We start from the raw sequence: 25883 nt of genomic DNA on the forward strand, positions 1-25883 counted from the left end.
AGTCGGGGCGAGTCGAAGGAGCAATCTCTTTCGACGGTTATACCGCAGCGGGCGTGGCCTCCACCTCCGCCGTCGGACGACCGCTGACCCGGGCGAGGGCCACCCCGGCGAGAACCGCCAGCCCGACCAGCAGTAACGCCTGCCCCGGGCGGCCATCCGGGATCGCTCGATAGAAGCCGCGGGCATCGAGCGACTGAGTCGTCATCGTTCCCACGATCACGCCGGCGATCGGCGCCAGCAGTCCCCAGACCACCCCGGCCGCGGCTCCCGCCACCAGCAATCCCCGCGTGGCGCCGATGACGGACCGCTTCGGCGAGTCGCCGCTGGCCAGACGAACCGCGCAGCCGGCGGCGGCGCCGATCAGCGCCCACTGGAGGGCGTAAGCGATCATCACGGGGAACAGCTGCGTGTCGCCCACGGCTCCGCCCCAATCGGCCGCGGTGGGGGAGGCCAGGATCGCGGTCGTCGCCGTTGCGCCCAAGAGGCCGGCCAGAACTCCCGCGAACATCCCGGAACCGAGACCGCGAAGCGTCCGGCCGGGCCACCTCCGCTTCGCGCTCGCTCCCCTGGGCGGTCCGCACGCCCCCGCCGCGATGCCGAAGGCGCCCGCCATGACCGCGGCGGCGAACGAGAGCGCCGCGGCATCCATGATAAAGTCTCGACGGCGCGCGGACTCGGTTTCTTTTCGGATCTGTTCCTCGGTCGCGCCTCTCGGGGCGATATAGACCTCGGTGCGAGCGATGACCTGAGTGTGGATCTGGCGGATCGCCACCAAACAGACCGCGGCGGCGATCAAGCCCGCGACCAGGAAGATCGGCAGACGCATCCAGTCCGGCGTTCCGCCTTGCGGAGAACCGACCGCTGCGGAGGCGTCCGCCGCGGTGAGCGCCGCAGGTTCGGCAGGAGGAACAGCCGAGGCGTCTGAAATCACAGCGGTACGGGGCGGGAAGGACGCGGAACACCCAGCGAGCGAACCGCACCCTATCCATCGCGCAGTTCGGCGTCACCCGGCGCGGCGACGCCCCGATTCCAGGGCGCCTTGCGCGGGCGGATTGCCTCGCATGAGAAGCCCGCAGGCACGATTCGCGGGGCGGCGACCCTCAGCCCGGCCGGGTCTTCGGCAGACCCGCTTTGCGCTTCCGCCCGTTGCGGGTGCTGGGGGCGGAGACCGTCGGGGCGTCCGATCCGTTGAGCGGGTCGCCGACGTTGATCGCCTTCAACCGGGCCGCGGCCCGGTCGGCGTAGTCCTCGGAGAGTTCATACCCCAGCCACTTTCGGCCGAGCTTCTTCGCCACCGCCGGCGTCGTTCCGGTGCCGGCGAACGGATCGAGTACCAAGTCGCCCTCGTTGGAACTGACCCGCACGATCCGGCCGAGCAGTTGCTCCGGCATCTGACAGCCGTGGAAGCCTTCACGCTCCTTGAACGTCCCGGCGACCCGCGGGAAGTACCAGGTGTTCTCGCCGGAGACAAAGCCCTCCGGCATGTCCTGGGGGCGGATGATCCACTGGGCGCCCTCCTCCGCGGCGGCGGGATCAGTCTCCACCGGATCGAACGGACCGTACTTCCAAGTGTCGTCCGGCAGGCGTCCGGTGGGATTCGCCCGGGGATCGTTATAGACGAGCTGTCGGGCGCTGGGCACGCGGACCTCCGGGTCTTCCGCGTTGAAGGTGAATTCCTTCGCGTCCTTCGTCAGATGGAACAGATGGGCGTGGCTGCGGGTGAACTTCCGCGTGCAGTTCACGCCGAAGGTGTAATACCAAACGACCCAACTGCGGCAGTGAAAGCCGATCTCGCGGGTGGAGAGCACCTTTAATTCCGCGGCGAACTCGTCGCCGATGGAGAGCCAGAACGTGCCGTTCGGCTTGAGGACGCGGTGGATCTGTTCAATCCACTGCCGACACCAGTCTTCGTACTCCTCCGCGGACTTCCGGTCGCGGTAGATGTCGTAGCTGAACCCGACGTTGAACGGCGGGTCGGCGAAGACGAGATCGACGCACTCGTCCGGCAACGCCTGCAGGTGCGTCAGACAATCGCCCTGCTCGATTTTGCTGCGCGGAGCCGACTTCCGTTTGCGGACCGTTTTGCCGGGGACGACGCCGTTGGTCTTCTTCGGGCGGGCCGATCCGTTGGTCGCGCGGCCCGGACGCGGGGCCGCCGGGGCAGACGGCGATGATTCGGAGCGACGGGGCATGGGCGGAACCCATCGTAGCCGGTCGCCCCGCCTCGCGCGAACCGCGGCCGACCGGGGAGCGACACGGCGCCGCGATCGTCCGCCCCCGCCGCCGGGTTGCGGGGGGTGCGGGCGACGGGGATGGCGCCCGGCCGGCGGATCGCGACACTCCGACCGTTCGCCCCGCCGTCGCTCTTGCATTCGCCGCCCATGTCCCGCCGCGTGTTCGACCCGGCCGATTACGACATCGACCTCAGCCGGGAGGAGTTCACCGACCGCGTCGTCGAGCAGTTCCACAGCCTGTACCGCGACAGCCTGAGCATCGACGAATTGCTGTTGCACCCCAGCGAGGCGATGCACTTCTGCGACCTGGTCCGCCGGAAATACGCCTACTACGGCGTGCCGGACAACGTGATCCTCCGCGTGATGATCGCCCGCCGCAAAAGCGGCGGCCGGTGAGCGGAAATCGGTCGCTCGCACGCTCCCCCCGCTTCGCCGTCGCCGCCGGGCGGCGCGCCCGGATTCACCGTCGATACTTCCAGCCAGGGAAGAAAAACCCGGCGCCGGTGACGAGCCCGAACAGCAGCACGCCCCAGTCGAGGTGACGCGGGAGCGTCGCCTCCATCCAGGCCATCAACAGGGCCGTCAGAAAACAGGCGACGGCGGGGATATACAGCGCCCCCGACAGCATCCCGGCCTTCGCGAAGAACACCGCCCCGGCGATCAGACCCAGCACGGGCGACAGATACAGCACGTCCATGCCGAGCAGCCATTCGATCGCGAACAGCAGACTGCTGCTGACCATGCTGGCCGCCCAGACGTGCGCGATCTGACGCTCCACGAAACTGATCGGCCCCGCCCGCCGCCGCAGCCCCCAGAAGACGGCCGCCCAGGCGCCCATCCCCGCGGTCCACATCAAGACGTAGGTCGGTCGCGATTCGACGCCGCGGATCTGCAACACGTTTGTCACCAGGCACAACGCGACCAGCACTGCGGCGTGCCACATCCAGAGCAACCCCCAGTTCTCCAGGATCGGAGCGTGATGGGTTTCGCGGAAGGTGCGATGGACGAGATCCGTGAACCGGCCGCCGCGGGCGCTGACCGGCTCGCCGGCGAGATAGGCTTCTAAATCATCGGCGAGCGCCGCGGCACTGACGTACCGCAGATCCTGCGGCTTCTGAAGGCACTTTAATGCGATTAATTCGAGGTCCGGATCGGCGTCTTCATTGAGCCGGCGGGGGCGGCGGGGTTCGCTCTCCAACACCCGCATGACGGTGGCGGCGGGCGTTTCGCCGGAGAACGGCGGTCGGCCCGTCAATCCGGCGTAGAGAATCGCCCCCAGGGAATACACGTCGCTGGCCGGGCCGACCGCCTCGCGACGGCCGGCGGCCTGCTCGGGACTCATCCAGGCGGGGGTGCCGAGGATCGCCCCGGGCTGGGTCAACGTCGGCGCGTCCTCCCCCATCGCCCCGGCGAGCGACTGCGGTTGCGGCGCCCGACCGGCGAGGCCGAAGTCCGTCACGAACGGGCGCCCGAGCGCATCCAATAAAATGTTCGACGGTTTGAGATCGCGGTGCAGCACGCCGGCCCGGTGGGCCGTGTCGATCGCCCGCGCAATCGGGGCGAGCGTCGCGGCCAACTCCCGCGGCGGCCGCGGGCCTTTGCGAAGCTCCGCATCCAGCGTGCTGCCTTCGATCAATCGCATGCTGAAGAACGGCGAGGCGTCCTCCCCCTCGAACCCGCCGACCTCGAACACCGGCACGATGTGCGGGTCGTCCAGCCGAGCCGTCGCCTCCGCCTCGCGGCGAAATCGAGCAGCGTCCTCCGGGCTGGCGAGCGCCGCCTGCCGGATCATCTTCAACGCCACCTCGCGGCCCGGTTCGGATTGAAACGCGCGGTAGACGACGCCCATCCCGCCGCGGCCGAGTTCGTCGCGAATCTCGTACCCCGGCGGCGGGTGCGGAGCGTTGCGGCGGGGTTCGCCAAGCGTACGGTCCGCCGGCGTTTCTCGACCGGAGACCACGGTCTCCGCCAGCCCGTCGTCGGAGGACCGGTCGCCGGAGGGGAGGAACTCCCGCATCAACCCGGCCGTGTTGAATAGCTCCCGCAGTTCCTTGGCGAACGCCGGATGCCGCACGCACGCCGCTTCGAGATCCACCGGCCGCCCGGCTTCGGCGTCCTCCAACAACGCATCGAGGACGCCGGCGAGGGCGTCGTCATCGGTCGAATCAGCGGAGGGTCCGGCGGCCAGCGACATGGCAGTAAGTGTAGCGACGGACAATCGACGAACGCCCGGACAGCTCGCCGCATCAACCTCGGGGGGCCAACGCCCCCCGCTCGCCCCTGTTCGCCTTCAACCTTCCTCCTTCCACCCCGTCTTCACTCCTCCCGCCGCAGCCAGCCCATGCGCCAGAAGAAGAACAGCAGGCCGAGGGCGATCACGGCCATCATGCCCAGCGCGAACGGGTAGCCGTAGGCCCACTCCAGCTCCGGCATATTATATTGATACTTCGTATCGAAGTTCATCCCCCACAGGCCGGCGATAAAGCTGAGGGGAATAAAGATCGAACCGACGATCGTCAATACCTTGGACACCTCCCCGCTGCGGGTGTTGACCTGCGCGTAATGAAAGTCGCGCAGGTCGCTGCACAGTTCGCGATAGGTCTCCGCGAGTTCTAACAGCTGCTGCGAATGATCGTGGGCGTCTCTCAAAAACACCTGCGTGGCGGGCGTAATGAGATCCCGATCCCGCAGCAGGCTGTTCGTCATCTCGCGATGCGGCCAGAGCAGCTTGCGCACCACCAATAGCTCCCCCCGCAACCGGTGGAGGCGACCGACGACGCCGCGGCCGATCCGTTCCGAGATCTCATGGTCGAGGCGCTCCAAGCGATCGCCGAGCGACTCCACGACCGGAAAGTATCCATCCAGGATCGCGTCGATCAGCGCATAGAACAGATAGTCCGCCCCGCAATCACGGATGCGGCCGCGTTTCCGCTTGAGACGTTCGCGGACCGGGCCGAGGCAATCGCCCGGCTCCTCCTGAAACGTCAGCACCCAGCCGCGGCCGAGGAACAGGCTGATCTGTTCGGTCTTGAAGACGGGGCCGTCGACGTGGTCGCGGTCGGTATGCGGTTCGGGCGGGGACGGCTTGGCCATATCGGCGACCACGAACAGATGGTCGGGATACTCCTCCAGCTTGGCCCGCTGGTGGGTGTGGGTGACGTCTTCCAGTTCGAGCGGGTGCAGGCCGAAGATTTCGCCCACCGCATTCAGGACTTTCGCGGACCCCAGCCCGTCGACGTTCACCCAGGCCACGGGGTGCGCCTCCAAAAAGGCGGGGATCTCCGCGGGGGACTCGAACGTGGTTTCCGCCAGTTTGCTGCCCGTTCCGCCGGACTGGCCGTAGCCGATGCCGGTGAGCACCGGCTTGGGCGCCGTCGGGTCGGAGGCGACCGTGCCCGGCACCGTGTGCAATTCGCGGCGGGAGGCGCGTCCCCGGCGAAACGGGTTCGGCAGTTTGGCCTTCGGCATCGGCAATCGCGGCCGTCGCCACCGGAATCGACGGCGGGGGGGCGCGTCGCCGGGCGAGGGCACTGCGATCGACGGGCTGGGCGAAGGGTGGGACATGCGGGCATACTGACGCCCCGCCCGACGGTTGCCAGAGACGCGAACTTCGCACGGAACCCAATCGTCCTCCGAGAGCCAAACCGGAACGCCCATGTCCCCCGCCCCGCTGCTCGCCGCCCCGCTGTTCGCTTTGTGCGGGGCAACGCTGCTCGCTCCGAACGCCGTTGCGGCGGACGCTCAAAATGAAGCCGCGGCGCCGGCTCCGCCGAACGTCGTGTTCATCATGTGCGACGACCTCGGTTGGGGAGACATCGGCTGCTTTGGGCAGGAGATCATCGAGACCCCGCGGCTGGACGCTCTTGCCGAGCAAGGCGCCAAATTCACGGCCCACTACAGCGGATTCCCGGTCTGCGCTCCGGCCCGGTGCAGTTTGATGACCGGCATGCACGCCGGGCATTCGTATATCCGCGGCAACGGCTATCCGAAAACTCGGGTGAAGGACGAAGACCGCGGCTTGTTCCCCGGTCAAAATCCGATTCCCGCGGACGCCGTCACGATTGCGGAACTGTTCCAGGATCGCGGGTACGCCACCGCCGCCGCGGGCAAGTGGGGTCTGGGTTTCGAAGGCAGCACGGGCGATCCGACCAAGCAGGGGTTCGATCGGTTCTTCGGCTACGTCTGCCAGTGGCACGCGCACAACCACTTTCCGAGGTTCCTCTGGGACATGACGCCGGATCTCGCGGAGCGCGTCCAATACCCCGGCAACGACCGCACGCTGCACGGCGAGACGTACTCGCAAGACGAATTCTTCCGCGTCGCCGACGAGTTCGTCACGCAGCACAAAGACGAACCGTTCTTCCTGTACCTCCCGCTGGTGACGACGCACCTGTCGCTGCAAGTCCCCGAGGACGAGCCGAGCCTCGCCGGCTATCGCCAAACGATCAAGGAGGAACCCTACAAGCACACTTCCTACCTGGAGCACCCCACCCCGCGGGCCGCCTACGCGGCGATGGTCACGCGGATCGACCGGCAGGTCGGCGAACTGCTGGACCGGCTGGACGAACTGGGCCTGACGGAGAACACCCTGGTGATCTTCACCAGCGACAACGGCCCGACCTACGGCCGGCTCGGCGGCGCCGACAGTGACTACTTCAACTCGGCCGGCGGCTTCCGCGGGCGGAAAGGGAGCGTGTACGAAGGCGGAATCCGCGAGCCGTTGATCGTGCGGATGCCGGGCGTCATCCCGGCCGGCACGATCAGCGATCGGCCGACCTACTTCGCCGACTGGATGCCCACGCTCGCCCATCTGACCGGCGGCGAACTGCCGGAGGAGGTCGCCTCCGAGATCGACGGCGTCTCCTTCGCGGCAAGCCTGCGGGGCAAGAAGCAGCCCGCCCCGGAATTCCTGTATTGGGAGTTCCCCGCTTACGGCGGACAGCAGGCCGTGCGGGTCGGCAATTGGAAGGCCGTTCGCACCGGCCTGTCGAAGGTGAAGCCGGGCGAGCCGATCAAGACGGAACTCTACAACCTCACCGAAGACCCGACCGAATCGAACGATTTGGCCGCCAAACGCCCCGAGAAGCTCGCCGAGCTCGTCGCCGTGATGGAGCGGGAGCACACGCCCAGCCAACTGTTCCCGATGCGGGCGCTCGACGCTTCCAAGCAGGCCGCTAACTGAGCGCGTCCGCCAGTCCCTCCGCCGCCGTCGGGTAGCGGGGAGACCAGTGGAGATCGTTTTTGACCCGATCGTTGCGGCATCGCTTACCGAGGCCGTCGACCCGTCCGCCGGACCCGGTGAACGTCGGCGGCGGACCGCCGAAGCGCTCCGCCAGCAGCGAGTAATACTCCCGTCGGGTCAGCGGCCGATCGTCGCTGACGAGATAGCGAGCGGAGGGCGAGGGGCTCTCCGCGGCGAGGCTCACCGCGCCCGCCAGGTCGGCGACGTGCACGAGGTTCAGCCACGCCTCGGCCTGTCCGCGCACGGGTTCGCCGCTCCGCACCTGCTCCGCGGACCGTATCACCCGCCCGGGGCCGTAGATGCCGCTGGGCCGCAGGATCACCGCGGCCGCGGAGGGTCTGTTCTCGAAGTGAGCGAGGATCGCCCGTTCCGCGGCGAGGTTCGCCCGGCCGCCGTCGCTGTCCGGTTCGGTCGGGCTGTTCTCGTCCACCCACCCGCCGTCGCTCTGGCCGTAGACGCCCGTCGTGGAGATGTAGACGTACCGCCCCGCCCCGCCGGCGGGGCTGTTCAGGACGTTCTCGGCGCCTTGTGCAGCGACCTCCTCGCGGGTCTCGTCGGCGGTGCGATCGTATCCGACCGCGTGCAGCACGACGTCCGGCGTCGGCAGCGCCGCGAGCGACGCCGGATCGGTCACGTCGCCGATCACGGCCTCCCAACCGCGGGTCGCGAACTCCGCGGCGGTCGCCGGAGATCGCGTCAGACAGACGACCCGATGTCCCTGCTCCGCCCAAACCGCGGCGACGCGACGGCCGAGATAACCGCACCCGATGACGAGTCGCGTTTGATTCGACGGCGGAGCGGTCATCGTTTGCCTTTGAAGCGGGGGGCGAGGGGAGTATCGGCCGGCAGCGCGGTCGCGAAGAACGCGGCGAGATCGGCCCGGGGGTCGTCGTCGGTGATCCGCAGCGGTTCGGCGCTCCCGTCCGCCAGCGCCGCGGCGACCGTCCGCAGCCGATCGCGAATCGCTTGCAGAGCCGCCGCAAGTTCCTCGGTCGGGAGATCCCGCCGCACCAAAGTCGTGCGGTCCGCGGAGCACTCGCGGATCAACTCGGCGAGCGTGTCGCCCTGAGAACGATACAGCCGCGGAACGCCGTTCGCGCCGACGGCGAACGATCGCGTCAGGCGGCCGGACGGATCGAAATGATCGGCCGCGGCCCCGCCGCAATACATGCTGACGCGACCGTCGCGGTGGACGCCGGCGACGACGGGGTTCATCGCGCCCGGCAGACCCGGCACGACGAACTCGACCCGACGCCTCAGGGCGACGGCCTCGGCAAAGAGGTCTTCACGGTCGGATTCGGTGCGTGCCACTCAGGGGCCGGACGGCAGGGGGAACGAACGTCGGTCGAGGGACCGGCGAGGGCGGCCCGCGGAGGATTGTGCGGGGTCCGAAAGGTTACTCTGAACAGCCCGCTCCCCCACGTTCGCCCCACGCCCCATCGATGTCGCACTCGGCGAACAGCGCGGAGTTGAACATCTTCGATGCCGACCGCGCGGCGCGTGCCCAAGCCCGACAGGAGGCGATCGCGAAGCTGATCGACGAGCGCGGACTCGATGCGGTTCTGCTGACGAACCCGGCGAATCTCGCTTGGATCACCTGCGGCGCCGACCTCTCCGGCGGCGGGCACGAATCCGGCGAACCGGCGGCGGCGGTGTTTCTGACGCGGCAGTCGCGGGTGGTGGTCTGTTCCGACGCCGACAGCCCGCACCTGTTCGACCGCGAACTGCCGGGACTCGGCTTCCAACTCAAACAACGCCCCTGGCGCCAACCGCGGACGGAACTGCTGTCCGACCTCTGCCGCGGCCGGGTCGTGGGGACTGATCGCCCGCGAGGATTCGAGGAGGAGCCCGACGCCCCGACCGATCTCCGCGCGGCGCTGGCGACGCTCCGTAGCGAACCGAACGACGAACGAATCGCAGCCCTTCGCGATCTGGGCGCCGACGTCGCTCACGCCGTCGAAGCGACCTGCCGCGGAGCGGCGGCGGGGCGGACGGAGAGCGATTTCGTCGGCGAGGTCGCCCATCGCCTGCTCCGTCGCGGCGTGACGCCGGTTCAATTGCGGGCGTCGGGCGACGGCCGGGCGGACGATCAGCCGCACTACGCGTTCGATCGTCGTCCCGCGCTCCAGCGCCTCACGCTGTGGGCGGTGGGACGCCGGGCGGGCCTGCACGTCCACTGCGGACGAACCGTCGCCTTCCCCACGCTGCCCTCCGGCGATCGCAAGGCGCTGCTCGGCGCCCATGCGCGCATCGCCCAGATTCAGGCGGTCGGTCTCTGCCATGCTCGCCCCGGGGCGGCCTGGCCGGACCTGTGGGCGACGATCGCTCGAATCTACGAGAAGACCGGCCCCGCCGCGGACTGGGAAGCCGCCCCGGTCGTGCTGCGGACCGGCTTCGCCCGCATTGAAAGAGTCCTCGGCCCGGACGCCGACGAGGCGCTCCGTGCCGGCGATCCGTTGGTCTGGCAACCGCGGAGCGGCCCCGCCGCGCTCTGCGACACGGCCGTCGTGTCAGCGGACGGTCCCGCCCACGTCGTCACGGGGATGGAGGACTGGCCGCGGGTGAAGGTGCGGGTCGGCGAAGAGACTTTCCGCCGCCCCGGCGTGCTGGAGGCGTGAATCGCCTCAGGCGTGGACCTTCGAGAGGAACCGGAACAGACTTTTGGAGCCGCCGCCGGACGAGGAGGCGGGTTGTGCGTCGATGCCGTCCAGCTTTGCGGAGAGGCCGCGGACGCTCTCCGTCAACCGGCTGGTCGGGGCGTGCGAGATCAACGGGACGCCGTTGTTGCGGCTCTCGATCATCGTGCCGTAGTCGTTCGGCAGCTTCCAATAAACCTCCCGACCGATCGTCTCCATCGCTTTGGAGACGCTGATCTGCCGGTCCGTCAGGCCCATTCGGTTCAAGACGATCTTCACCTTCGGGGCGTTCTGCTCCTGAAGATCAAGATACTGTAGCACCCGCACGACGTTCCGCAGCGCCGGCAGGTCGAGTTGGCAGACCAGCAGAATATCGTCCGCGGCGTCCAACACCGTCTGATCCAGCGCCCCGTAGCTTTTGCCGATATCGATTACGAGGTGACTGAACGTCGCCCGCAACAATGCAATGACGCGCTTTAAATCTTCAGCGCCCATCGTGACCATCTCTTCCATTTGCACCGGGCGGGGCAGCAGGAAGGCGCCGCAATCGTGGCGGGTCAGGCTGCGTTTGAGCAGCGAATAATCCAATCGCGAGAGATTCTCCGCGACGTCCTGAATCGTATAGTCGGGAATAATATCGAGCCAGACGTCGGCGTCGCCCAAGGCCAGATCAAGGTCGATGACGGTGACGCTGTTCGCGGCGTTCTCCGCGAGGGCGCAGCCCAGGTTGACCGCGAGACTGGTGCAGCCGACGCCGCCGCCGACGCCCGCGACGGCGATCACGCGATTGCTGCGAACGGGTTTGCCGTCCTCGCCGCTGTGTCCGCCGGATTGACGGATGCGATCCAACGCCGCGACGAAGTCATCGATCTTCAACGGGTGCGAGAGGAACTCCTTCGCTCCGGCCCGCATCGCCTGCAAAATCAGGCTGCCCTCCTGCGACGCCGACACCGTCAACACGGTGCAATCCGGCACCTCGTGGGTGATGCGATGCACCAGGTTCAAGGCCTTCTGCGGATCGCCGTCGAGGGCGACCAGCGCCAGGTCGGGGCGGCTCTGGGCGACGGTCTCCGTGAAGCCTTCGTAGCGGCCGGTCTCCGCCTCCAACCAGACCATATCCAGGCCCAGCAGCAGGTTCTTCACGTCCCGGCGGGTCCGATCGTCCGGGTCGACCAGCGCTAAGCGGGTGACGTCGTTCATCGAAAATACAGGGCGTAAAGGAGGGTGGCGGGGCGAGCCCGGGAAGCGCCGACGCAAGCGTGCGTCCTGACGGAGCCGCGTGCGGGCCGAAAATGCAGACCGGGTCAGCGACGGACCGGCGTCGGAGCCGTCACGCGACCGGCGCCGAACGAGCCGAGTCCGAACCGGTTGAATCCGGTCGCGGTCGCTTCGTTCGTCTCATACCCGGCCGGGGCGACGTTCGAGGCCCCGGCCTGCGTTCCGGGCGTGGTTTGGTAGCTCGCCGGAGCCATCGCCGAACGCAGGGAATTCCACCCCAGCGCCGGGGCGAAGCGGCTCGCCTCGCGGTCCGTGCCGGAGTCTTTCTCCACCGGGATCGGCGCGGGGGCCGGCTCGCTCGGCAGGGCCGGCGACGGCGTCGTCGAGCCGGGGTAGGACAGCGAGGGCGAGGACCGGGACGGCGACGACGGGTACGACTCGCCCGGGCTCGGCTGCCCCGGGTACGGCTGCCCCGGGATCGACTGGGGGAGGCTGAGGTTCGGACTCGACAGCGGGACGCCGCTCGGATTGAACGGGACGCCGGACGGATACGGGGACGACGTCGGCGGAACGTCGGAGTACGCCGGGGGGAAGCCTTGCGAGTCCATGCCGCCGGCGGGGATGCCGGGGCCGACGAACCCTCCGGGGGCGGCGGCGCAGCCCGTGTCGCACGGGCCGACGACGTTGGGAGGACACCCGGGGCCGCTGTTCGGGCCGCACGGATCGGCTCCGGGAACTTCCATCAGCCCGAGGCCGAACAGTTCGCGGGAGGTCGGCGCGGCGGAGAAGCGACCGGGTCCGCCGCAGGGCACGTCGTCCGGGTTCAATCCGGCGACCGGGTGCGGGGTCACGAGAATGACGAGTTCGGTCTCCGCTTCCTCGAATTTGACCCGTCGGAACGCCGCTCCCACCCACGGCAACTCGCCGAGGATCGGGGTCTTCTGGGTGGCGGCCTGCTGGGTGTTTTGAATCAGCCCGGCGATCATCAGCGTCTTGCCGAACTCCAGTTCGACCTGCGTGTTCGTCTGCCGCTGCGTCAGCCCCGGGACCGTCGTACCGGAGATCGTGGTTCCGCGGGAGAAGTCGAGGTCGGAGACCGACGCGGCCAATTCCAAGCGAACCCGCCCGCCGCCGAGCATGATCGGCACGGCGGCCAATTCGACGCCGTAGGGGCGGTATTCGATGCCCACGCTGCCCAAGCCCTGAGGAATGGGAATCGGGAACTCGCCGCCCGCCTGGAAGTAGCTGGGGCGCCCGTTGCTGCAGACCTGCACCGGCTCGGAGAGCACCTTCAACAGACGTTCCTCACGCAGCGCCCGCAGAAACGCCTGGAAGACGCCGCTCGCTCCGACCACGCCGGCGGCGATGGTCGGGTTGGCGATGGCCGCCGCGGGGAACTGCAAACTCGGCGAACCGCCCAGGGGGATCCCGGTCGTGCCGGACCCGACGCCGCCGATGCCCGCCAGCGGCACGACGTCGCCCACGGTGCTGCTGAAGAATCCGCTCTCGCCGAACCAGCTGAGGTTCAGGCCCATCTCCTGAGCCTTGCTCCGCTGAACCTCCATGAAGACGACGTTCAACTGCACCTGCTGCGGGGCGGCGACGCGCATCTGGTTCAGAATATTCTCCGCCGGGAAGTACTGGCCGGCGACCGCCACGATTTGGGAGACCTGCTCCGGCCGGGTGATCCAGCCTCGCAGCACCACGCTGGTATCGGTGAGGCCGTAGACCTCCACCGCGGTCCCGGGGAACAACCGATTGATCGCCGCCTGCAGGGCGCGGGCGTCGGCCGTGACGAGCACCTCGATTGAGAACGTCTGCGGATTGCCCTCCGCATCCACGGCCAGCAGATCGACCTGCGTCACGCCGGGACTGGCGGCGTAGAGCCGCAACGACGTGTTGTCGTCCGCAGTGACGGTGACGACGTTCTCGTCGAACCCGCCGGCGTCCGTCCACTTCATACCCGGGGGCAACAACACCCGCTTGGCGTAGGTTTTGACGATCTCCGTTCGCGTCGTCGGCTCGGAAAGCTGGACGACGGATTCCGGCGCCGCGGCTTCGGCGTCGGGCGCCGCGGCCGCCGGCGTTTCGATCGCCGACATCGCCTCGTTCGGCGTCGCGGAACTCCGAGGCGCGTTCGCCGCCCCCGCCCCGTCCTGCGCCCAGCCGAGCGCCGGCACGGCGCACAACGCCCCGGCGCCCAGCGCCCTTCGAAGCAATACCGATCGCGTGCGGCGTCGCGTTGGCCCCGGATCGGTCTGATCGAGACCAGGCGCCGCTTGCCCCGAGATCAGCGGGCGGGGGTTGCGAGCGTCGATCATCGGGCGGCTCCAGGAGAGTGGCGGCCCCCGAGCGAATCCGCCCGGCAGGCGGAGTTCGATCGTGCGGGCAGGGGCGGTCGTAACGCCACATCGGCCGTCCGGCGGCTCCCGCTACACCCGACATCCCGGAGAACCGCCATGGTCGGCAGAAGCGGACCGTTCACCCCCCGCCCGCGAAGCGTCGGAGAAGGCCAGCGAGACGATCCACGTCGGCCGCGGTCGCCCTTCCGAACACCGCAAACTGCATCAGAGACCGTTCACGCAGGTATCCGCTGCGATTGACCCGGACCCCGGCCGTCGCCAGAGCTTCGATCCAGTCCTCGTTCGTATGCGGAGGGGGAACGACGATCGTCACCACGCCCGGCAGCCAAGGTTCGCGAGCGAACGGAACCAGTCCCGCGGTACGGATGCCCGCCACCAGTCGATTCGATAGCGCCGCGACCTCGGCGAACCGCTGCGGCGCCTCGACCTCGTCGAGCGCCGCCGCGGTCGCCGCGACGAGCGAAGAGGACAGCGTGAACGGCACCCCGTCGCAGGCGGCGTACCAGCCGAGATCCAACGCCCGCGGCAAGCGCCCCGGCGACGCAAGCGGCCGGGCATGGAACACGAACGCCAGACCGGGCGGCGCCCGCAGACTCTTCCCGCTCACGGACGTGGCCCACGAAACGCCGGACAGGTCGACCGGCGTCGCGCCCAATGAACTGATCGCGTCGATCGCCAACGCCGCGTCGGTCTTCGCAGCGACCGCTTTTAGCATCCGCAAGTCGTTCAGGCCGCCCGTGCTGGTCTCCCCGTGGACGGCCCAGATCCACCGTGCCTCCGCCGCGAGGGCGGCGTTCGTCACTTCGTTCTGATCAAACGGTGCACCCCACGGCTGCCGACAGACCGCGTGATCCAGTCGCCAGCGTTCCGCATGATCGATGAGCCGCTCGCCGAACTCCCCGTTCGACAACACCAGCCCCGGCCCGGGGCGCAGCGAGAGTTGACCGGCGACCGCGTCGTTCGCGGCGGTGCCCGTTCCCGTCAGAACTTGCACGTCCGCCCCCCCGCGTCCGGCGTCCCGACGGAAGCCGGCGAGCCCGCACAGGTCGTCGCGAAGTCGCTCCAGGTCGATCTGGAACGCCGGCTCGCGGTGCGAGCGCTCCGGCCCGGCCAATGCGGCCCGCACCGTCGCGGACAGCGGCACGGGGCCAGGCAATAGGTTCACGCTCGCCGCCTCCTTATTGATCCCCATCGGTCGCCCCAGCTCCCTCTTCTGCCGTGGCAACCTCGCTTGAACCCGGCAGGGCGACGCGGAACGCGCGACGGTTCCGTCGCAGCGCCTGCGGGGTGAGGAACATCGGTTGATAGGGAGCCGCCTCCGTGCCGACCCGCGGGCCGAAGGGTTCAAACCCGAGATGCGCGTACAACCGAGCCTGACGCGGGGTGCCGGAGATCAACGCGAGGTCGTACCCCTCCTCAACCGCCGCGGAAAGCAGCGTCTCGGCCAACCCGCGGAACGCCGCGCCGCTCCGTTCGGCAGGATCGACCGCCAACAGTCGCACCTCGCAGGGCCGCCGATGCGGCGGGAGGCGGGCGAGTCGCTCGTCGAGATCCGGCAGCTTGCCGTCCAACGAGAACGGCCGGCGTCCCCGCAGCACCGTCATGCCCACGACCCGCTCGCCGCCCGGCGCCTCGGCATCAGTTCGCAGGGCGACGGCGTAGAGGTTCTCCACGTGGAACCGATCGATCAGCCGTCCGTCGGGCTGCGGAGCGTGCTGGGGAATCTCGCCGACGAACGTGCGATGGTTCAGCCGGTGAATCTGCTCGAACTCGCCCGGGGCGTCGGCGATTTTGAAGCGAAGCATGACGCATCAACGATACCCGGCGCCACCTGCTCCCGGCGAGCGTTTTAGACACGGCGCCCGAGAGATCGTGTCGCGAGTGAACAAGGGAGGCCGTCGCCACGGCGCCGATCCGCACCGACTCCGCCAATGGGAATCGGGTTGCCGGAAGGCACCGGCAGGACCGGCGATGCGACTTCCCTCGCATCGCCGAGACGCTCTGCCTCAGGAATGACCTCTCGCCACCGAGCGATCCGTCACTCGCGGGCGGCCTCCGGGGCGAAGCCCGGGTCAGTCACCCGGCTGCCGTCTTCGTTGACGACATCGTCCGCAGCAGGATCCGCGTCGCCGCACCCCGCCAAGGCGAGCGGAACGAGGGTCGCAGCCAAAAGAATCGCCTGACTGAGAATGGACGTCACAGAAAACCGGGCTGTGGTGAGGCGTACGGGGCGAGACACGGGAACTCCTGAACTGGAAGGGGTTTGAACGGCCAAACGATACAGAGAACCTGCCGAGAAGCCACCCGCAGAGCGTGCGTCCCACGGGAATGCATCGGCAGCGCCTTGATTGTCACCCCCGATCAGACTACGACTGTACGTCACGCTTGTCGCACCCGTCATTTCGCGACCACTCGTTCGCTGCGGGCCAAGAGCTTGGACTTCCCTTTCAGGCGTCGCTCCCGCCGCTCCCCTTTCTCACGTTCCGAAAGCGCCTTCAATGGTCTCCCTGCCCCGGCGTTCACAGCTGACGCCCCAACTCAACCCATCGCGCAACCGATCCGGCTTCACGCTGATCGAACTGCTGGTGGTCATCGCGATCATCGCGATTCTGGTTTCGCTGCTGCTGCCCGCCGTGCAGCAGGCCCGCGAAGCCGCCCGCAAAAGTCAGTGCCAGAACAACCTCAAGCAATTGGGATTGGCGGCTCATAACTATCACAGCACCTACAAATACTTTCCGGCCGGCGGCTCTCAAGCCCTGAACCGGCCCAGCGACCCGAACGACCCCGGCTACAGCTTCCTCGTGATGCTGCTGCCCTACATGGACCAGCCCGCCCTTTGGAACCAGGTCAAGGCTCCGCTCGACACGACCGACCCGCCCGACGGCACCATCGATTTCCCCCCCTTCGGCAACAATCACTACTCCAGCGATTACCCGCCGTGGCGCGTTCAGGTCGCCACGCTGCTGTGCCCCAGCGACGGCACTCGGACCGACCCCAATACTATCGCCGATACGAACTACGCGATTAACTGGGGCGACAACTCATCGGCCGTGATCGACCGCAACGACATCCCCTGCCGCGGCATGGCCCAGGGCGGTCGCTGGTTGGGCCTCGCCGACGCTCGCGACGGAACGGTCAACACCCTGCTCTACGCCGAGATCGGTCGAAATTATTCCGGACGGACCTGGCAGGGCGGCGTCATGCGGGACGTCAACATCGGCCCTTACAACAACAACACCGGTTACCCCAACCCCGGCAACTGCCTGACTGCGGCCTCCGATCCCGATAACCCGGGACGCTACCCCGCCGGGCCGCTCTCGGATCGAGGCGGCTCCTACACCGACTGGGGCGGTCACGCCACGGGCTTTACCACCATCATGGCGCCCAACGGCCCGAGCTGCACCGACAACGGCGCCCCCTGGGAAGACTCCATCGTCTCGGCCGGCAGCTATCACACCGGCATCGTGCAGGCGGTGCTGTGCGACGGCTCCGTCCGCGCGATCTCCGAGACGATCAACACCGTCACCGCTGGACGCGCCAGCGAAGCGATGGTCGCCACCGGCAAAAGCCCCTACGGCGTGTGGGGCGGACTGGGAACTCGTGACGCCGGCGAAGTGATCAGCGGCGATGAGTTCTGAGTCGCACGTCGCCAATTATGTCGAAAAACCGAACGCCGGCCCGGGGCATCGCCCCGGGCCGGTGTTTTCATTGCGGCGCTCGCGCCCTTACGCCGTCTCCAATTGCTTGGCGACGGGCACGGGGGCTTCCGTCTGGAATGCTCTCGCCCGGTACAGGAACTCGACGATGTTGCCCTCGTGCGGCTGCAGCCAGTTCAAAGCGACCGTCGGCACCGGGCCGATGTTGAGGCGATCGATATGCGTCGCGTCCAGCAATTGGTCCTTGAAGTCCGCATCGTCCGTCAGTGCGGTGCCGACCAGCGTATAGCCGATCTTCTTCAACATGTCCTTCTGAGGACAGTCCACGACGGAGACGAACGGAAACATATATTCCGTGTTCGCCAGCGGATGCTCCGGGCTGTCGCAGTGGATCACGGTGGGCTTCAAGAAGTCGTGCGATCCTTTTTGCACCAGGCGCTCGCCGGTGCGGTACTTCGCGGTGACCTCCTCGGCGCCGGGGGTCTTGAGTTCGTCGTCGATCATCCCGCTGACGGCTTCCGCGACGCCTTCGGTAGTGAAGGCGGAGAGGCCGGCGTCGGGGTCGGCCATCGCCTTCGGCTCGTGCTTCGCCAAGCGTCGTGCGAGGGCGTCGGCAATCTCGGCGCCGTGTCGGGGGGCGTAGATACTACTGCAATTAATGCAGGAGCGGCCGGAGTTTGCGTAGACGCTGGTCTCCATCAGGTCGAGGTACGACTCCCAATCGTCGATCTTGTCTTCGCCGATCAAGATCTTGCTGAAACCGCTGCCGTGCACCTGCACGCCGGGGTTGCCGGCGTATTGTTCCACGGTCTTTTGCGAGCCGAAGATCATGCTGCGGCCGGCGAGTTCCGTGATCGCCCCGCCGACCTCATGCGGCCCGGGATATAGTCCGATCGCCTCCGCGGGGATGCCGGCTTTCAAGAAGGCCGCCTGCATGCGATAGGGCGTCCACGGTTCGGTCGAGCCGGGCTTGAGCACCAGCCCGATCTGCATCGGGATCACCGGCAGCCAGAGGGTATGCACGCCGGGGCTGTTACTGGGCAGCACGCAGCCGAGCACCGGGCTGTTCGCCTGATAACTCACCGTCACGCCGCGATCCTCCACGCCGTAGCCTTTCGCCAGCACGTCCAGCGGCAAGCCGCGGGTGAGGGCGTCGAGGATGTTATCCATCTCCTTCAAGACGAACGCCGCTTTGTGCATGTTCGCTCGGCACATCTCGACCGGCAGACCGGTGCTGGCGCTTTGCAGGGCGCAGAAGTCGTCCTGCGTCTGCGTGCCGGTGCCGACCTCCAATGTGCCGTTCAGATAATACTCGCCCGCCTCGCCGCACATCTTCACGAGGGTCGCCGGGTCGATCTTCCGCAGGGCGGCCCGGGCGTTGTGCGCCTTGCGCATATCCATGCGGAGGACGCCGGCGTTCGCCTGATGCACCTCGGCGAGCACCTCGCCGGTCTCGAAGTTCTTGACCTGCGTCTTTTCGAGGGATTCGTACGGCGTGCCGAAACGGAGAACGGGGAGTTCGAGCATGATCTTTAACGTAAGTAAGAAAGGCGGAGCGTTCGGCAGCGTTCAACATCGAGAGAGCCGCATTCAAAGCGGCTTCTTCACATCTCAATACACCCCGACGGTCGTCTTCTTGGCGAAGACGTGGTAGGGCCGCACGCCGCTGACGCCGTCCCAGGGATACTTGCCGCAGGGCTTCTCCCGTTCGCCCTCGTCCCGCTCCAGGAAGCCCGGGATGAACAGTTCCGGGGTGAGGGTGTACAGCTTCACGCGGCCCGTGGCGCCGTAGTCGACGGCCTGCGTGTGATCCTTGAAGTCGACGACTTCCGTGACGGCCCGCGGCTGGGGGGCGTAATAGGTAATTTTGTAATTATCTTCCGGCTTGAACGGCTTGCCGCAGGCGAGGCCCATCAGCGTGTTGCCGTAGGTCGGGGTGAGGTACACCTTGCCTTCCAACAACTCCTCGGTGGCGAATTTATACCATTGCGGCGTGAACTCCGTGCCGCCGCCGAAGATCCCCGTGATGCCCATTTCGGCCAGCGAGGTGCCCTCGTCGAGCGCCCGCATCGCCAGCGCTTCGAGCAGTTTGGGGGTCGTAAACAGGCACTTCACGTCATGACCGCTGGTCAGGACAATCCAAGCCTGGTCGATGACGTGCTTCTGATAGTCCTTCGCCACGTCGGCCTTGCCGGCCTTCAGACTCTTGACCACGAACCGCGGATCGAGGTCGACGCAGAACGCCATGCCGCCACGGTGCTGGGCCAAGTGCTCCACCGCCAGCCGTAAGCGACGCGGACCTGACGGGCCGAGCATCAGCCAGTCGCTGCCCATCGGAAACTTGTCCTCCGGCAGCGTGTCGCTGAATAGTTCGTAGTCGATCCAGTGGTCTTCGGCGACGAGCCGCGACTTGGGCGTCCCGGTGGTCCCGCCGGTCTCGAAGACGTACAGCGGCTTCCCTTCGAGCCCCTTGGGCAGCCAGCGACGAACCGGTCCCCCGCGGAGCCAGTCGTCCTCGAAGATCGGGAACTGCTTGAGGCCGTCGAAGTCCGTGATCGCCAGCGGGTCGAAGTCGTACGTCTTCGCCTTCTCCAGCCAGAACGGGCTGCCGGTCTCCGGGCTGAAGTGCCACTTGACCATCGCCCGCGTGTGGGCGTCGAGCATCGCCTTGCAGTTCGCGACGGCCTCGTCGGGCGCCGGGCCGGCGGGGTCGGCGCTGTTCGGGTCGAAGTAGAAGCGGTGCACCCAGTCCGGGCTGCCAGGCGAGGGCAACTCCCCGGCGCCGGCGTCCGGCACGCCGACGCCAAGCGGTTGGGCCGCCCCCGCGGCGGCGCTCGAATCGGCGGCCGGTGCAGTCTTCGGTGCGGCAGCGCTCACGGGGCGATCTCTGGGCGAACAGTTCAGGCGGAGGGGGATCGGCAGGCGACGATCCGGGAGCCGGGATTCTAAGGAACCCCCCGCCGCCGGCCACCGAGTCGCGCTTCGCCCCGCCCACGCCACGTCGCGAAAACGCAACACCACCGGATCAGAACGTTGCACAATCCGCACACTTCCTGATCTTCCGAAAGACTGATCTCAAAATTTCCCGCCCCGTATCCCACTCCCTGACATAGCTTTACACAGACCAGCCGGCCCGACCGGGCCGATCGGCCCGCGAGTTGCCGCGTTATCCAGCCTTCCGCCGACCGAACCTTCCCCGCAACGAGTCCGATCCCATGGCCAATCGCTTCGACCGTATCACGATTGAAGATCGCGCCGGCTTCCACGTGCTCGATTTGGGCTGCGTCGACATCTGGGACGGCGCCGATCTGTCGCTGCTCCGGGAGTCCCTGCAATTGCTCATCATGACGGAGGGGCATTCCGCGGTGGGCGTGGACCTCTCCCACGTCAAATACATCCCCAGCGGATTCTTCGGGATGTTGTACGACTGGCGGGAGCGGGGCGTCGACATTCGCCTGTACGATCCGCAGCCGAACGTCGCGGCGATGATCTGGTTCCGCCAGTTCGCCGAGCCGGTCGGCGGCGGGGTGTACGATCTCGTCGGCGAGAACCGCATCGAACTGCCGCCCGAGGGCCAGCCCGGCTATCGCGAACCGGACGAGGACGAACTCTTCGCCGCGACGACCGCGCTGGCCCGCTAATCTCCGACGCTTTCATTGCACATCCGTGGCAGCGCCTCCCGAGTCGCCTGACGCCGAATACGCCGCCCTCGCGGAGAACTACGACCGCGACTGGGCCGAATACAACCGGGCGACCGCGGATCGCACGTTGCGGGTGTTGCGGAACAGAACGAGCCAGCCGGGGCGGACGCTGGACGTCGGTTGCGGGACCGGGGTCATGCTTCAGGATCTTGCCGAGCACGGGGCGAACGCGGTCGGGTTGGACCGCTCCGCGGAGATGCTCGCGGCGGCTCGGAACCGGTTGAGAAGGACGCCGTTGGTGCGGAGCGACGCGGCGGCGCTGCCCTTCCCCGACGAGACGTTCGATGCGGCGGTCACGAACTCCGCATTGCACTATGCGGACGACCCCGCGGCCTGCGTGCGCGAGTTGGCGCGGGTCGTCAGACCGGGCGGCGTGGTGGTGTGGACGGACTGGGACGGCGGCGCCCTGACGACGCGCGGCGTTCTCCTCTGGCTGAGAATCACGCGGCGCCCCCTGGGGCGGACGCTGACGGCATCCGCCATGGCCGAAGCGCTCGGAGACGCGGGGCTGAACGACGTCCGCGTCGAACGCTGGCGACATGGCCTGCTCTGGGGACTGGCGACCGCTTCGGGCCGCAAGCCCGGCTGATCGCACGTCGCACCTCAGCGAACCGAGCGTCCCGCCGCACGCGGTCCGCCCGGGAATCGCGGAAGCGGCCTCACGGCCACGCGAACAGGGCAGCGGCTTCGGCCCTCACCTCGGCCAGCGCCTCCGCGGCCTCGGGGCCGGCGAGCGTCGGATCGAAGACGAACTCGCCGGACAGATCCGCCCAATCTTCTGCGAAGCTGCTGCTGCCGCCCCGTCCCGAGCGAGACCGGGGACGGCGGTCGTGGTCGCTGACCCGCGTCTTGCGGTAGGCGGTCGGGTCGCCGCTCGCCTGTGGCCGGAAGTGTTCGAGGTACAGACTGAGGCTGCGGGCGCTGCGTTCGGAGCGGTACAACGTCCACCCGGCGGCCTCCGCGGCGTCCAACACGGCCCGGCAATGAGCGAACCGCCGCCCGGCGAGCCGATTCGCGGCGCGATGTGCGTCGGCCGGGTTCGGATCGAGGAACGCCTCGGCCGGATCGTCGCAGGCGAGGCACAGTGTGAAGGTCCCTTCCCCACTCAATTCGGCCCCGCATCGACGGCAAACGGTCGCCGGCTTGAGGAAGCGCAACGGGGGATCGGGCCGCCAAAGCATCGGCGAAAGGGTAGCGACCCTGGGGCGCGAAGTGTTTGAAAAGGGCCGCGGACGGACGGTTCGGGCGCGGCCGCCGTTGACCGCCGCCGCCCGTCCGACCTACGACCCGCCGCTCCCCCAGATTCGCTCCCGTCGGCCCGGTCTCGATCGGCCCCGGAAGCGGTCCGCCGATCGTCCGCAAGGTTCCGCCATGGCCGGCCCCGCCGCGCAGCCCACCGACCTGAAGACAAGCGGGGCGGCCCCGCTGCGGGCGGCGCGCTCGTCGCTCACCGCCGCGGCGGCGGTCTGCGGGGCGCTCGCCGGACTCGTGGCCCTCGCCGGGCTGCCCGGTTGCGCGGTCTTCTCCCTGCCGGACGGGGACACCTTCGCCGCGATCAATCCCCTCGCGGAAGACGAGGCGGCGAAGCGGGCCGAGGAGAAATGGAGCGGCCTGGAAGAGTCCAGCGTCACCATCGAGACGAAATACGTCGGCCAGTACACCAGCGTGACCGGCCGCAATGCGGTCGTCGTCTCCGGCGTGGGGCTGGTCACCGGACTGCAGGGCACCGGCGGCAACCCCGTGCCGGGCGAGTATCGCACCCGACTGTTGGACGACATCAAGACCCGCGGCATCACCGGCGGTAAGGAACTGCTCGCCCGCAAGGACACCGCCCTGGTCGCCGTCACCGCGTACATCCCCCCGCTGGTCGACAAGAGCGAGCCGCTGGATGTCGAAGTCCGCATTCCCCCCGGTTCCAACGCGACCGATCTGTCCGGCGGCTGGCTGCTGGAATGCGATCTGACCGAGGGCGCCACCTTCAACGGCGCCTTCCGCGAAGGGAAAACCCTCGCCTCCGCGACCGGTCCCGTACTGGTTCGGGCCAGCGACGACCCGGCCGCCCGTCGGGCGACTCTGTCGCGCGGCAAGGTGCTCGGCGGCGGCATCACCAAGGTCGACCGCGCCTTGGAGATGCGGATGCACCACCGCTACAAGCAGTCGCGCATGGTGCAGAAGGTGGTCACCGCGATCGGAAAACGCTTTAACCGCCGCGGCCCCGGCGGCGCCCTGGAGTCGATCGCCCACGCCCACACGGACGTCAAAATCACCCTCGACGTGCCGGAGATCTATCAGGAGGACTTCCCCCGCTTCCTGCGCGTCGTGGACAGCATCGCCATGAACGAGCGGCCCGTCGCCCGCCGGCTGAGGCTCGAACAGCTCGAAGAGGAACTGCTGGCCGGCCCGACCGCCGAGGTCGCCGCGATCCGTCTCGAAGCGGTGGGCGAGGAAGCGGTGCCGATCCTCAAACGAGGCATCGCCAGCGAGGATGAAGAGGTGCGTTTCCACGCCGCCGTGGCGTTGGCGTATCTCGGACGCAGCGACGGGCTGGAGATCTTGCATGACGCCGCCCGGGACGAGCCGGCGTTCCGCGTGTACGCCCTCGCGGCGCTCGCCGCCGCCGGCGGACCGCAGGCCGCCACGCAGCTGCGCAGCCTCCTCGCCGATCCGCTGCCCGAGACTCGCTACGGGGCGTTCCGCGCCCTCTGGTCCGTCGCGCCGGACGACGCCTACCTGAACCACATCCCGATGCGGGCGATCGATGAGATCACCGGCCGCCCGACCGGCCCCATGCTGTTCCACCTGCACCCGGTGCGGGTCGACGGCGGCGGGCTGGACCTCGAAGACGTCGTCGAGAACGACGCCCAGCCGCTCGATCCGCTGGTCCACATCAACCACAACCGCCGGGCCGAGGTCGTGCTGTTCGGCCCGGACCAACGGTTCGTCGCCCCCCTGACGCTGCGGGCCGGTCGCCTGCTGGTCGGTTGCCCGCCGCGGGGAGATACGGTGACGATCTCGCTGATCGTTCCCGGCCGCGAGGACGTTCGCGAGACCAGCACGAAGATCTCCGAGGTCATCGCCGCCTGCGTGGAACTGGGCGCCTCCTACCCGGACATCGCCGGCCTCCTCCAGGAAGCCGACGCCCAGCACAACCTGCCCGGCCAACTGGCGATCGACGCCCTGCCCGCCGGCGGCCGCGTCTACCGCCGCAAAGGCGACGGCGGGGGCAGCGCCCCGGTCGGCTCCGGCGGCCTCACCCCGAACCTGTACCGATCCACCGCCGCCCCGGAGAGTCCGGACGCGTTCGACCGGTTCGAGCCGGACGACCTCGACGGCGAAGAGTCCGTCGACGAGTCGTCGGACGACGCCGAGGAAAACGAAACCGGGACCGCGGGCGAGGTCGAGACGGGCGCGCCCCGCACCGCGGAAGCGGCGCCGACCGAACCGGAACCGATGATCGAACAGCCGGAGTCCGAGGGGATCGGGTCGAAGTTCAAGAACCTGTTCAGCGGCGTGGGCGACGCCTTCAGCCGCGACCTGTCCGACGAAGACTGGGGGGCGGACGTCGAATAGATCTCTGTTACTGAAGGATCAGACCGAGGATTGTGTCTCCGACGAACGCTTGCGGTTTCGCAGCGTCCGAGAGCTGTGGAGCGCCGCGAAACCGCAAGCGACGCCCGCATCCCCAAGAGGACGCAATCCTCAACCTGACGCCCAGTAACGGGGCGTCCCGACGCCGAGGGTCATCATGCTCCGCTCCCTCGAACTGGCCGGCTTCAAGTCGTTCGCGGACCGCACCCGGTTCGAGTTCCACCCCGGCGTGACCGCCGTCGTCGGCCCCAACGGGTCCGGCAAATCGAACGTCATCGACGCCGTCAAATGGATTCTCGGGGATCAAAGCCCCAAGAGCCTCCGCGGCAAGAAGATGACGGACGTCATCTTCAACGGCTCCGCCGGCCGCAAAGCCTCCGGCAGCGCGGAGGCGACGCTCACCTTCTGCAACAAAAGCGGGTGGCTGCCCGGCGCGGAACGCGGCAACGTTTCCGTCGGCCGCAAGGTCTGGCAGAACGGCGACAGCGAATACCTCCTCAACGGCCGATCGGCACTGTTGAAAGAGGTCCGCGACCTGTTCGCCGGCACCGGCGCCGGCGGAGCGACCTACGCGATCATCGAACAGGGCCGCGTCGCCCAACTGCTCGAAGCGAACGCCGCGGGCCGCCGGGCCGTGTTCGAGGAAGCCGCGGGCGTCTCCCGGTTCAAGGCGAAACGGGACGAGGCGGAACGTCGGCTGGCCCGCACGGAGCAGAACCTGCTGCGGCTCACGGACGTCGCGGATGAAGTCGAGGCGCAGCTCTCCGCGACCCGTTCCAAAGCCAAAAAGGCCGGCGAATGGAAGCGACTGGACGCCGAGCTCCGCCGCTGGTGGGTCGGCCTGGCCTGCGATGAATGGCGGGCGCTCGAAGCCGACCGGGCCGCCGCCCGCGCCGATGCGGGAGGAGACGACGGGGAGTCCGCCGCGCTCGCCGCGGAGATCGCCGAACTGGCCGCGGCGGGCGAGGAACTGGATTCCGCCTTCGCCGCCGCCGACGCCCGCCGGCGCGATGCGGAGAGCGCCGCGAATGCGGTTCGCTCCGGCTTGGCCGCGGACCTCGCCGCCGCCGCCGCCGGCCGGGATCGCGTGGCGGAATGGGAGGGCGAAGCGGCCCGACTCGATCGCGACCGCACCGCCGCCGCCGTGCGACTGGCGGAGGCGACCGCGGAGGCGGACCGCGACGCGGCCCTGCTGGAACGGGCGAACGAGGAACTCGCCGAGCGGACCGCCGCTCACGCCGCCGC

22 protein-coding genes are annotated in these 25883 nt (G+C 68.3%); 8 read left to right on the forward strand and 14 right to left on the reverse strand.

The features are described from left to right. Nucleotides 1–37: 37 nt before the first annotated feature. On the reverse strand, nucleotides 38–826 hold the full coding sequence (locus LzC2_RS07130) for a hypothetical protein (protein ID WP_171185265.1): 789 nt from the start codon (nucleotides 824–826) through the stop codon (nucleotides 38–40). 274 nt (nucleotides 827–1100) lie between these two features. Then, complete coding sequence (locus tag LzC2_RS07135) at nucleotides 1101–2192, reverse strand: DNA-methyltransferase (RefSeq protein ID WP_171185266.1); 1092 nt, start codon at nucleotides 2190–2192, stop codon at nucleotides 1101–1103. A gap of 189 nt (nucleotides 2193–2381) precedes the next feature. On the opposite strand from LzC2_RS07135, the gene LzC2_RS07140 reads away from it, so the two are divergent. After that, nucleotides 2382–2630 (forward strand): hypothetical protein, encoded by a 249-nt coding sequence (locus tag LzC2_RS07140; RefSeq protein WP_171185269.1) that lies wholly within the window; start codon nucleotides 2382–2384, stop codon nucleotides 2628–2630. A gap of 64 nt (nucleotides 2631–2694) precedes the next feature. On the opposite strand, the gene LzC2_RS07145 is transcribed toward LzC2_RS07140, so the two are convergent. Together LzC2_RS07145 and corA are read right to left on the reverse strand one after the other, a co-directional pair. After that, the gene (locus tag LzC2_RS07145) at nucleotides 2695–4428 is read right to left on the reverse strand and encodes a serine/threonine-protein kinase (protein WP_171185271.1); all 1734 of its coding nucleotides are present in this window, start codon (nucleotides 4426–4428) and stop codon (nucleotides 2695–2697) included. A gap of 122 nt (nucleotides 4429–4550) precedes the next feature. Beyond that, the gene (gene corA / locus LzC2_RS07150; RefSeq protein WP_171185273.1) at nucleotides 4551–5702 is read right to left on the reverse strand and encodes a magnesium/cobalt transporter CorA; all 1152 of its coding nucleotides are present in this window, start codon (nucleotides 5700–5702) and stop codon (nucleotides 4551–4553) included. Nucleotides 5703–5889: 187 nt separating this feature from the next. Here corA and LzC2_RS07155 point away from each other — a divergent pair, with 187 nt between their 5' ends. Further along, nucleotides 5890–7416, forward strand: a complete 1527-nt coding sequence (locus tag LzC2_RS07155) for an arylsulfatase (RefSeq protein ID WP_171185275.1) — start codon at nucleotides 5890–5892, stop codon at nucleotides 7414–7416. Here the strand turns inward: LzC2_RS07155 and LzC2_RS07160 are convergent. After that, nucleotides 7409–8281, reverse strand: coding sequence for an SDR family oxidoreductase (locus LzC2_RS07160; protein ID WP_171185277.1), 873 nt, complete (start codon nucleotides 8279–8281; stop codon nucleotides 7409–7411). The two genes, LzC2_RS07155 and LzC2_RS07160, sit on opposite strands and share 8 nt — an antisense overlap. Next, on the reverse strand, nucleotides 8278–8787 hold the full coding sequence (locus tag LzC2_RS07165) for a hypothetical protein (protein WP_171185279.1): 510 nt from the start codon (nucleotides 8785–8787) through the stop codon (nucleotides 8278–8280). The genes LzC2_RS07160 and LzC2_RS07165 overlap by 4 nt, the downstream gene beginning before the upstream one ends. A 131-nt stretch (nucleotides 8788–8918) precedes the next feature. On the opposite strand from LzC2_RS07165, the gene LzC2_RS07170 reads away from it, so the two are divergent. Continuing rightward, nucleotides 8919–10094, forward strand: a complete 1176-nt coding sequence (locus LzC2_RS07170) for a M24 family metallopeptidase (protein ID WP_171185281.1) — start codon at nucleotides 8919–8921, stop codon at nucleotides 10092–10094. Nucleotides 10095–10100: 6 nt separating this feature from the next. Here LzC2_RS07170 and LzC2_RS07175 read toward each other — a convergent pair whose 3' ends face one another. The 5 genes from LzC2_RS07175 to LzC2_RS07195 all read right to left on the reverse strand — a co-directional run bounded on the left by LzC2_RS07175 (nucleotide 10101) and on the right by LzC2_RS07195 (nucleotide 15932). Next, nucleotides 10101–11312 (reverse strand): AAA family ATPase, encoded by a 1212-nt coding sequence (locus tag LzC2_RS07175; RefSeq protein ID WP_171185283.1) that lies wholly within the window; start codon nucleotides 11310–11312, stop codon nucleotides 10101–10103. Nucleotides 11313–11416: 104 nt separating this feature from the next. Further along, nucleotides 11417–13651 carry a type II and III secretion system protein family protein gene (locus tag LzC2_RS07180; protein ID WP_171185285.1) on the reverse strand — a complete coding sequence of 745 codons (2235 nt, stop codon included), beginning with the start codon at nucleotides 13649–13651 and terminating at the stop codon, nucleotides 11417–11419. A gap of 160 nt (nucleotides 13652–13811) precedes the next feature. After that, nucleotides 13812–14858, reverse strand: a complete 1047-nt coding sequence (locus LzC2_RS07185) for an aminotransferase class V-fold PLP-dependent enzyme (RefSeq protein ID WP_171185287.1) — start codon at nucleotides 14856–14858, stop codon at nucleotides 13812–13814. A 13-nt stretch (nucleotides 14859–14871) separates the two neighbouring features. Beyond that, the gene (locus LzC2_RS07190; protein WP_171185289.1) at nucleotides 14872–15498 is read right to left on the reverse strand and encodes an N-acyl amino acid synthase FeeM domain-containing protein; all 627 of its coding nucleotides are present in this window, start codon (nucleotides 15496–15498) and stop codon (nucleotides 14872–14874) included. A 233-nt stretch (nucleotides 15499–15731) separates the two neighbouring features. After that, complete coding sequence (locus tag LzC2_RS07195) at nucleotides 15732–15932, reverse strand: hypothetical protein (protein ID WP_171185291.1); 201 nt, start codon at nucleotides 15930–15932, stop codon at nucleotides 15732–15734. Between the two features lie 259 nt (nucleotides 15933–16191). On the opposite strand from LzC2_RS07195, the gene LzC2_RS07200 reads away from it, so the two are divergent. Then, nucleotides 16192–17331 carry a DUF1559 domain-containing protein gene (locus LzC2_RS07200; protein WP_171185293.1) on the forward strand — a complete coding sequence of 380 codons (1140 nt, stop codon included), beginning with the start codon at nucleotides 16192–16194 and terminating at the stop codon, nucleotides 17329–17331. Between the two features lie 87 nt (nucleotides 17332–17418). Here the strand turns inward: LzC2_RS07200 and LzC2_RS07205 are convergent, their stop codons facing one another. Both LzC2_RS07205 and LzC2_RS07210 read right to left on the reverse strand, forming a co-directional pair. Then, the gene (locus tag LzC2_RS07205; protein ID WP_171185295.1) at nucleotides 17419–18876 is read right to left on the reverse strand and encodes an aldehyde dehydrogenase family protein; all 1458 of its coding nucleotides are present in this window, start codon (nucleotides 18874–18876) and stop codon (nucleotides 17419–17421) included. 84 nt (nucleotides 18877–18960) lie between these two features. After that, nucleotides 18961–20013 (reverse strand): hypothetical protein, encoded by a 1053-nt coding sequence (locus LzC2_RS07210; protein WP_171185309.1) that lies wholly within the window; start codon nucleotides 20011–20013, stop codon nucleotides 18961–18963. A 551-nt stretch (nucleotides 20014–20564) separates the two neighbouring features. Between LzC2_RS07210 and LzC2_RS07215 the strand changes: the two genes are divergently transcribed. Both LzC2_RS07215 and LzC2_RS07220 read left to right on the forward strand, forming a co-directional pair. After that, complete coding sequence (locus tag LzC2_RS07215) at nucleotides 20565–20990, forward strand: STAS domain-containing protein (RefSeq protein ID WP_171185297.1); 426 nt, start codon at nucleotides 20565–20567, stop codon at nucleotides 20988–20990. Nucleotides 20991–21015: 25 nt separating this feature from the next. Beyond that, complete coding sequence (locus tag LzC2_RS07220) at nucleotides 21016–21639, forward strand: class I SAM-dependent methyltransferase (RefSeq protein WP_171185299.1); 624 nt, start codon at nucleotides 21016–21018, stop codon at nucleotides 21637–21639. A 70-nt stretch (nucleotides 21640–21709) separates the two neighbouring features. Here LzC2_RS07220 and LzC2_RS07225 read toward each other — a convergent pair whose 3' ends face one another. Then, a complete protein-coding gene (locus LzC2_RS07225; protein WP_171185301.1) occupies nucleotides 21710–22159 on the reverse strand; it encodes a hypothetical protein in 450 nt (149 codons plus the stop codon). Nucleotides 22160–22421: 262 nt separating this feature from the next. Here LzC2_RS07225 and LzC2_RS07230 point away from each other — a divergent pair, with 262 nt between their 5' ends. Continuing rightward, complete coding sequence (locus tag LzC2_RS07230; protein ID WP_171185303.1) at nucleotides 22422–24620, forward strand: flagellar basal body P-ring protein FlgI; 2199 nt, start codon at nucleotides 22422–22424, stop codon at nucleotides 24618–24620. 175 nt (nucleotides 24621–24795) lie between these two features. Beyond that, a partial coding sequence (locus LzC2_RS07235; RefSeq protein WP_171185305.1) for an AAA family ATPase occupies nucleotides 24796–25883 on the forward strand: 1088 nt, incomplete at its 3' end.

The sequence above is a fragment of the Alienimonas chondri genome (genome assembly GCF_013036045.1).
GTDB classification, from domain to species: domain Bacteria; phylum Planctomycetota; class Planctomycetia; order Planctomycetales; family Planctomycetaceae; genus Alienimonas; species Alienimonas chondri.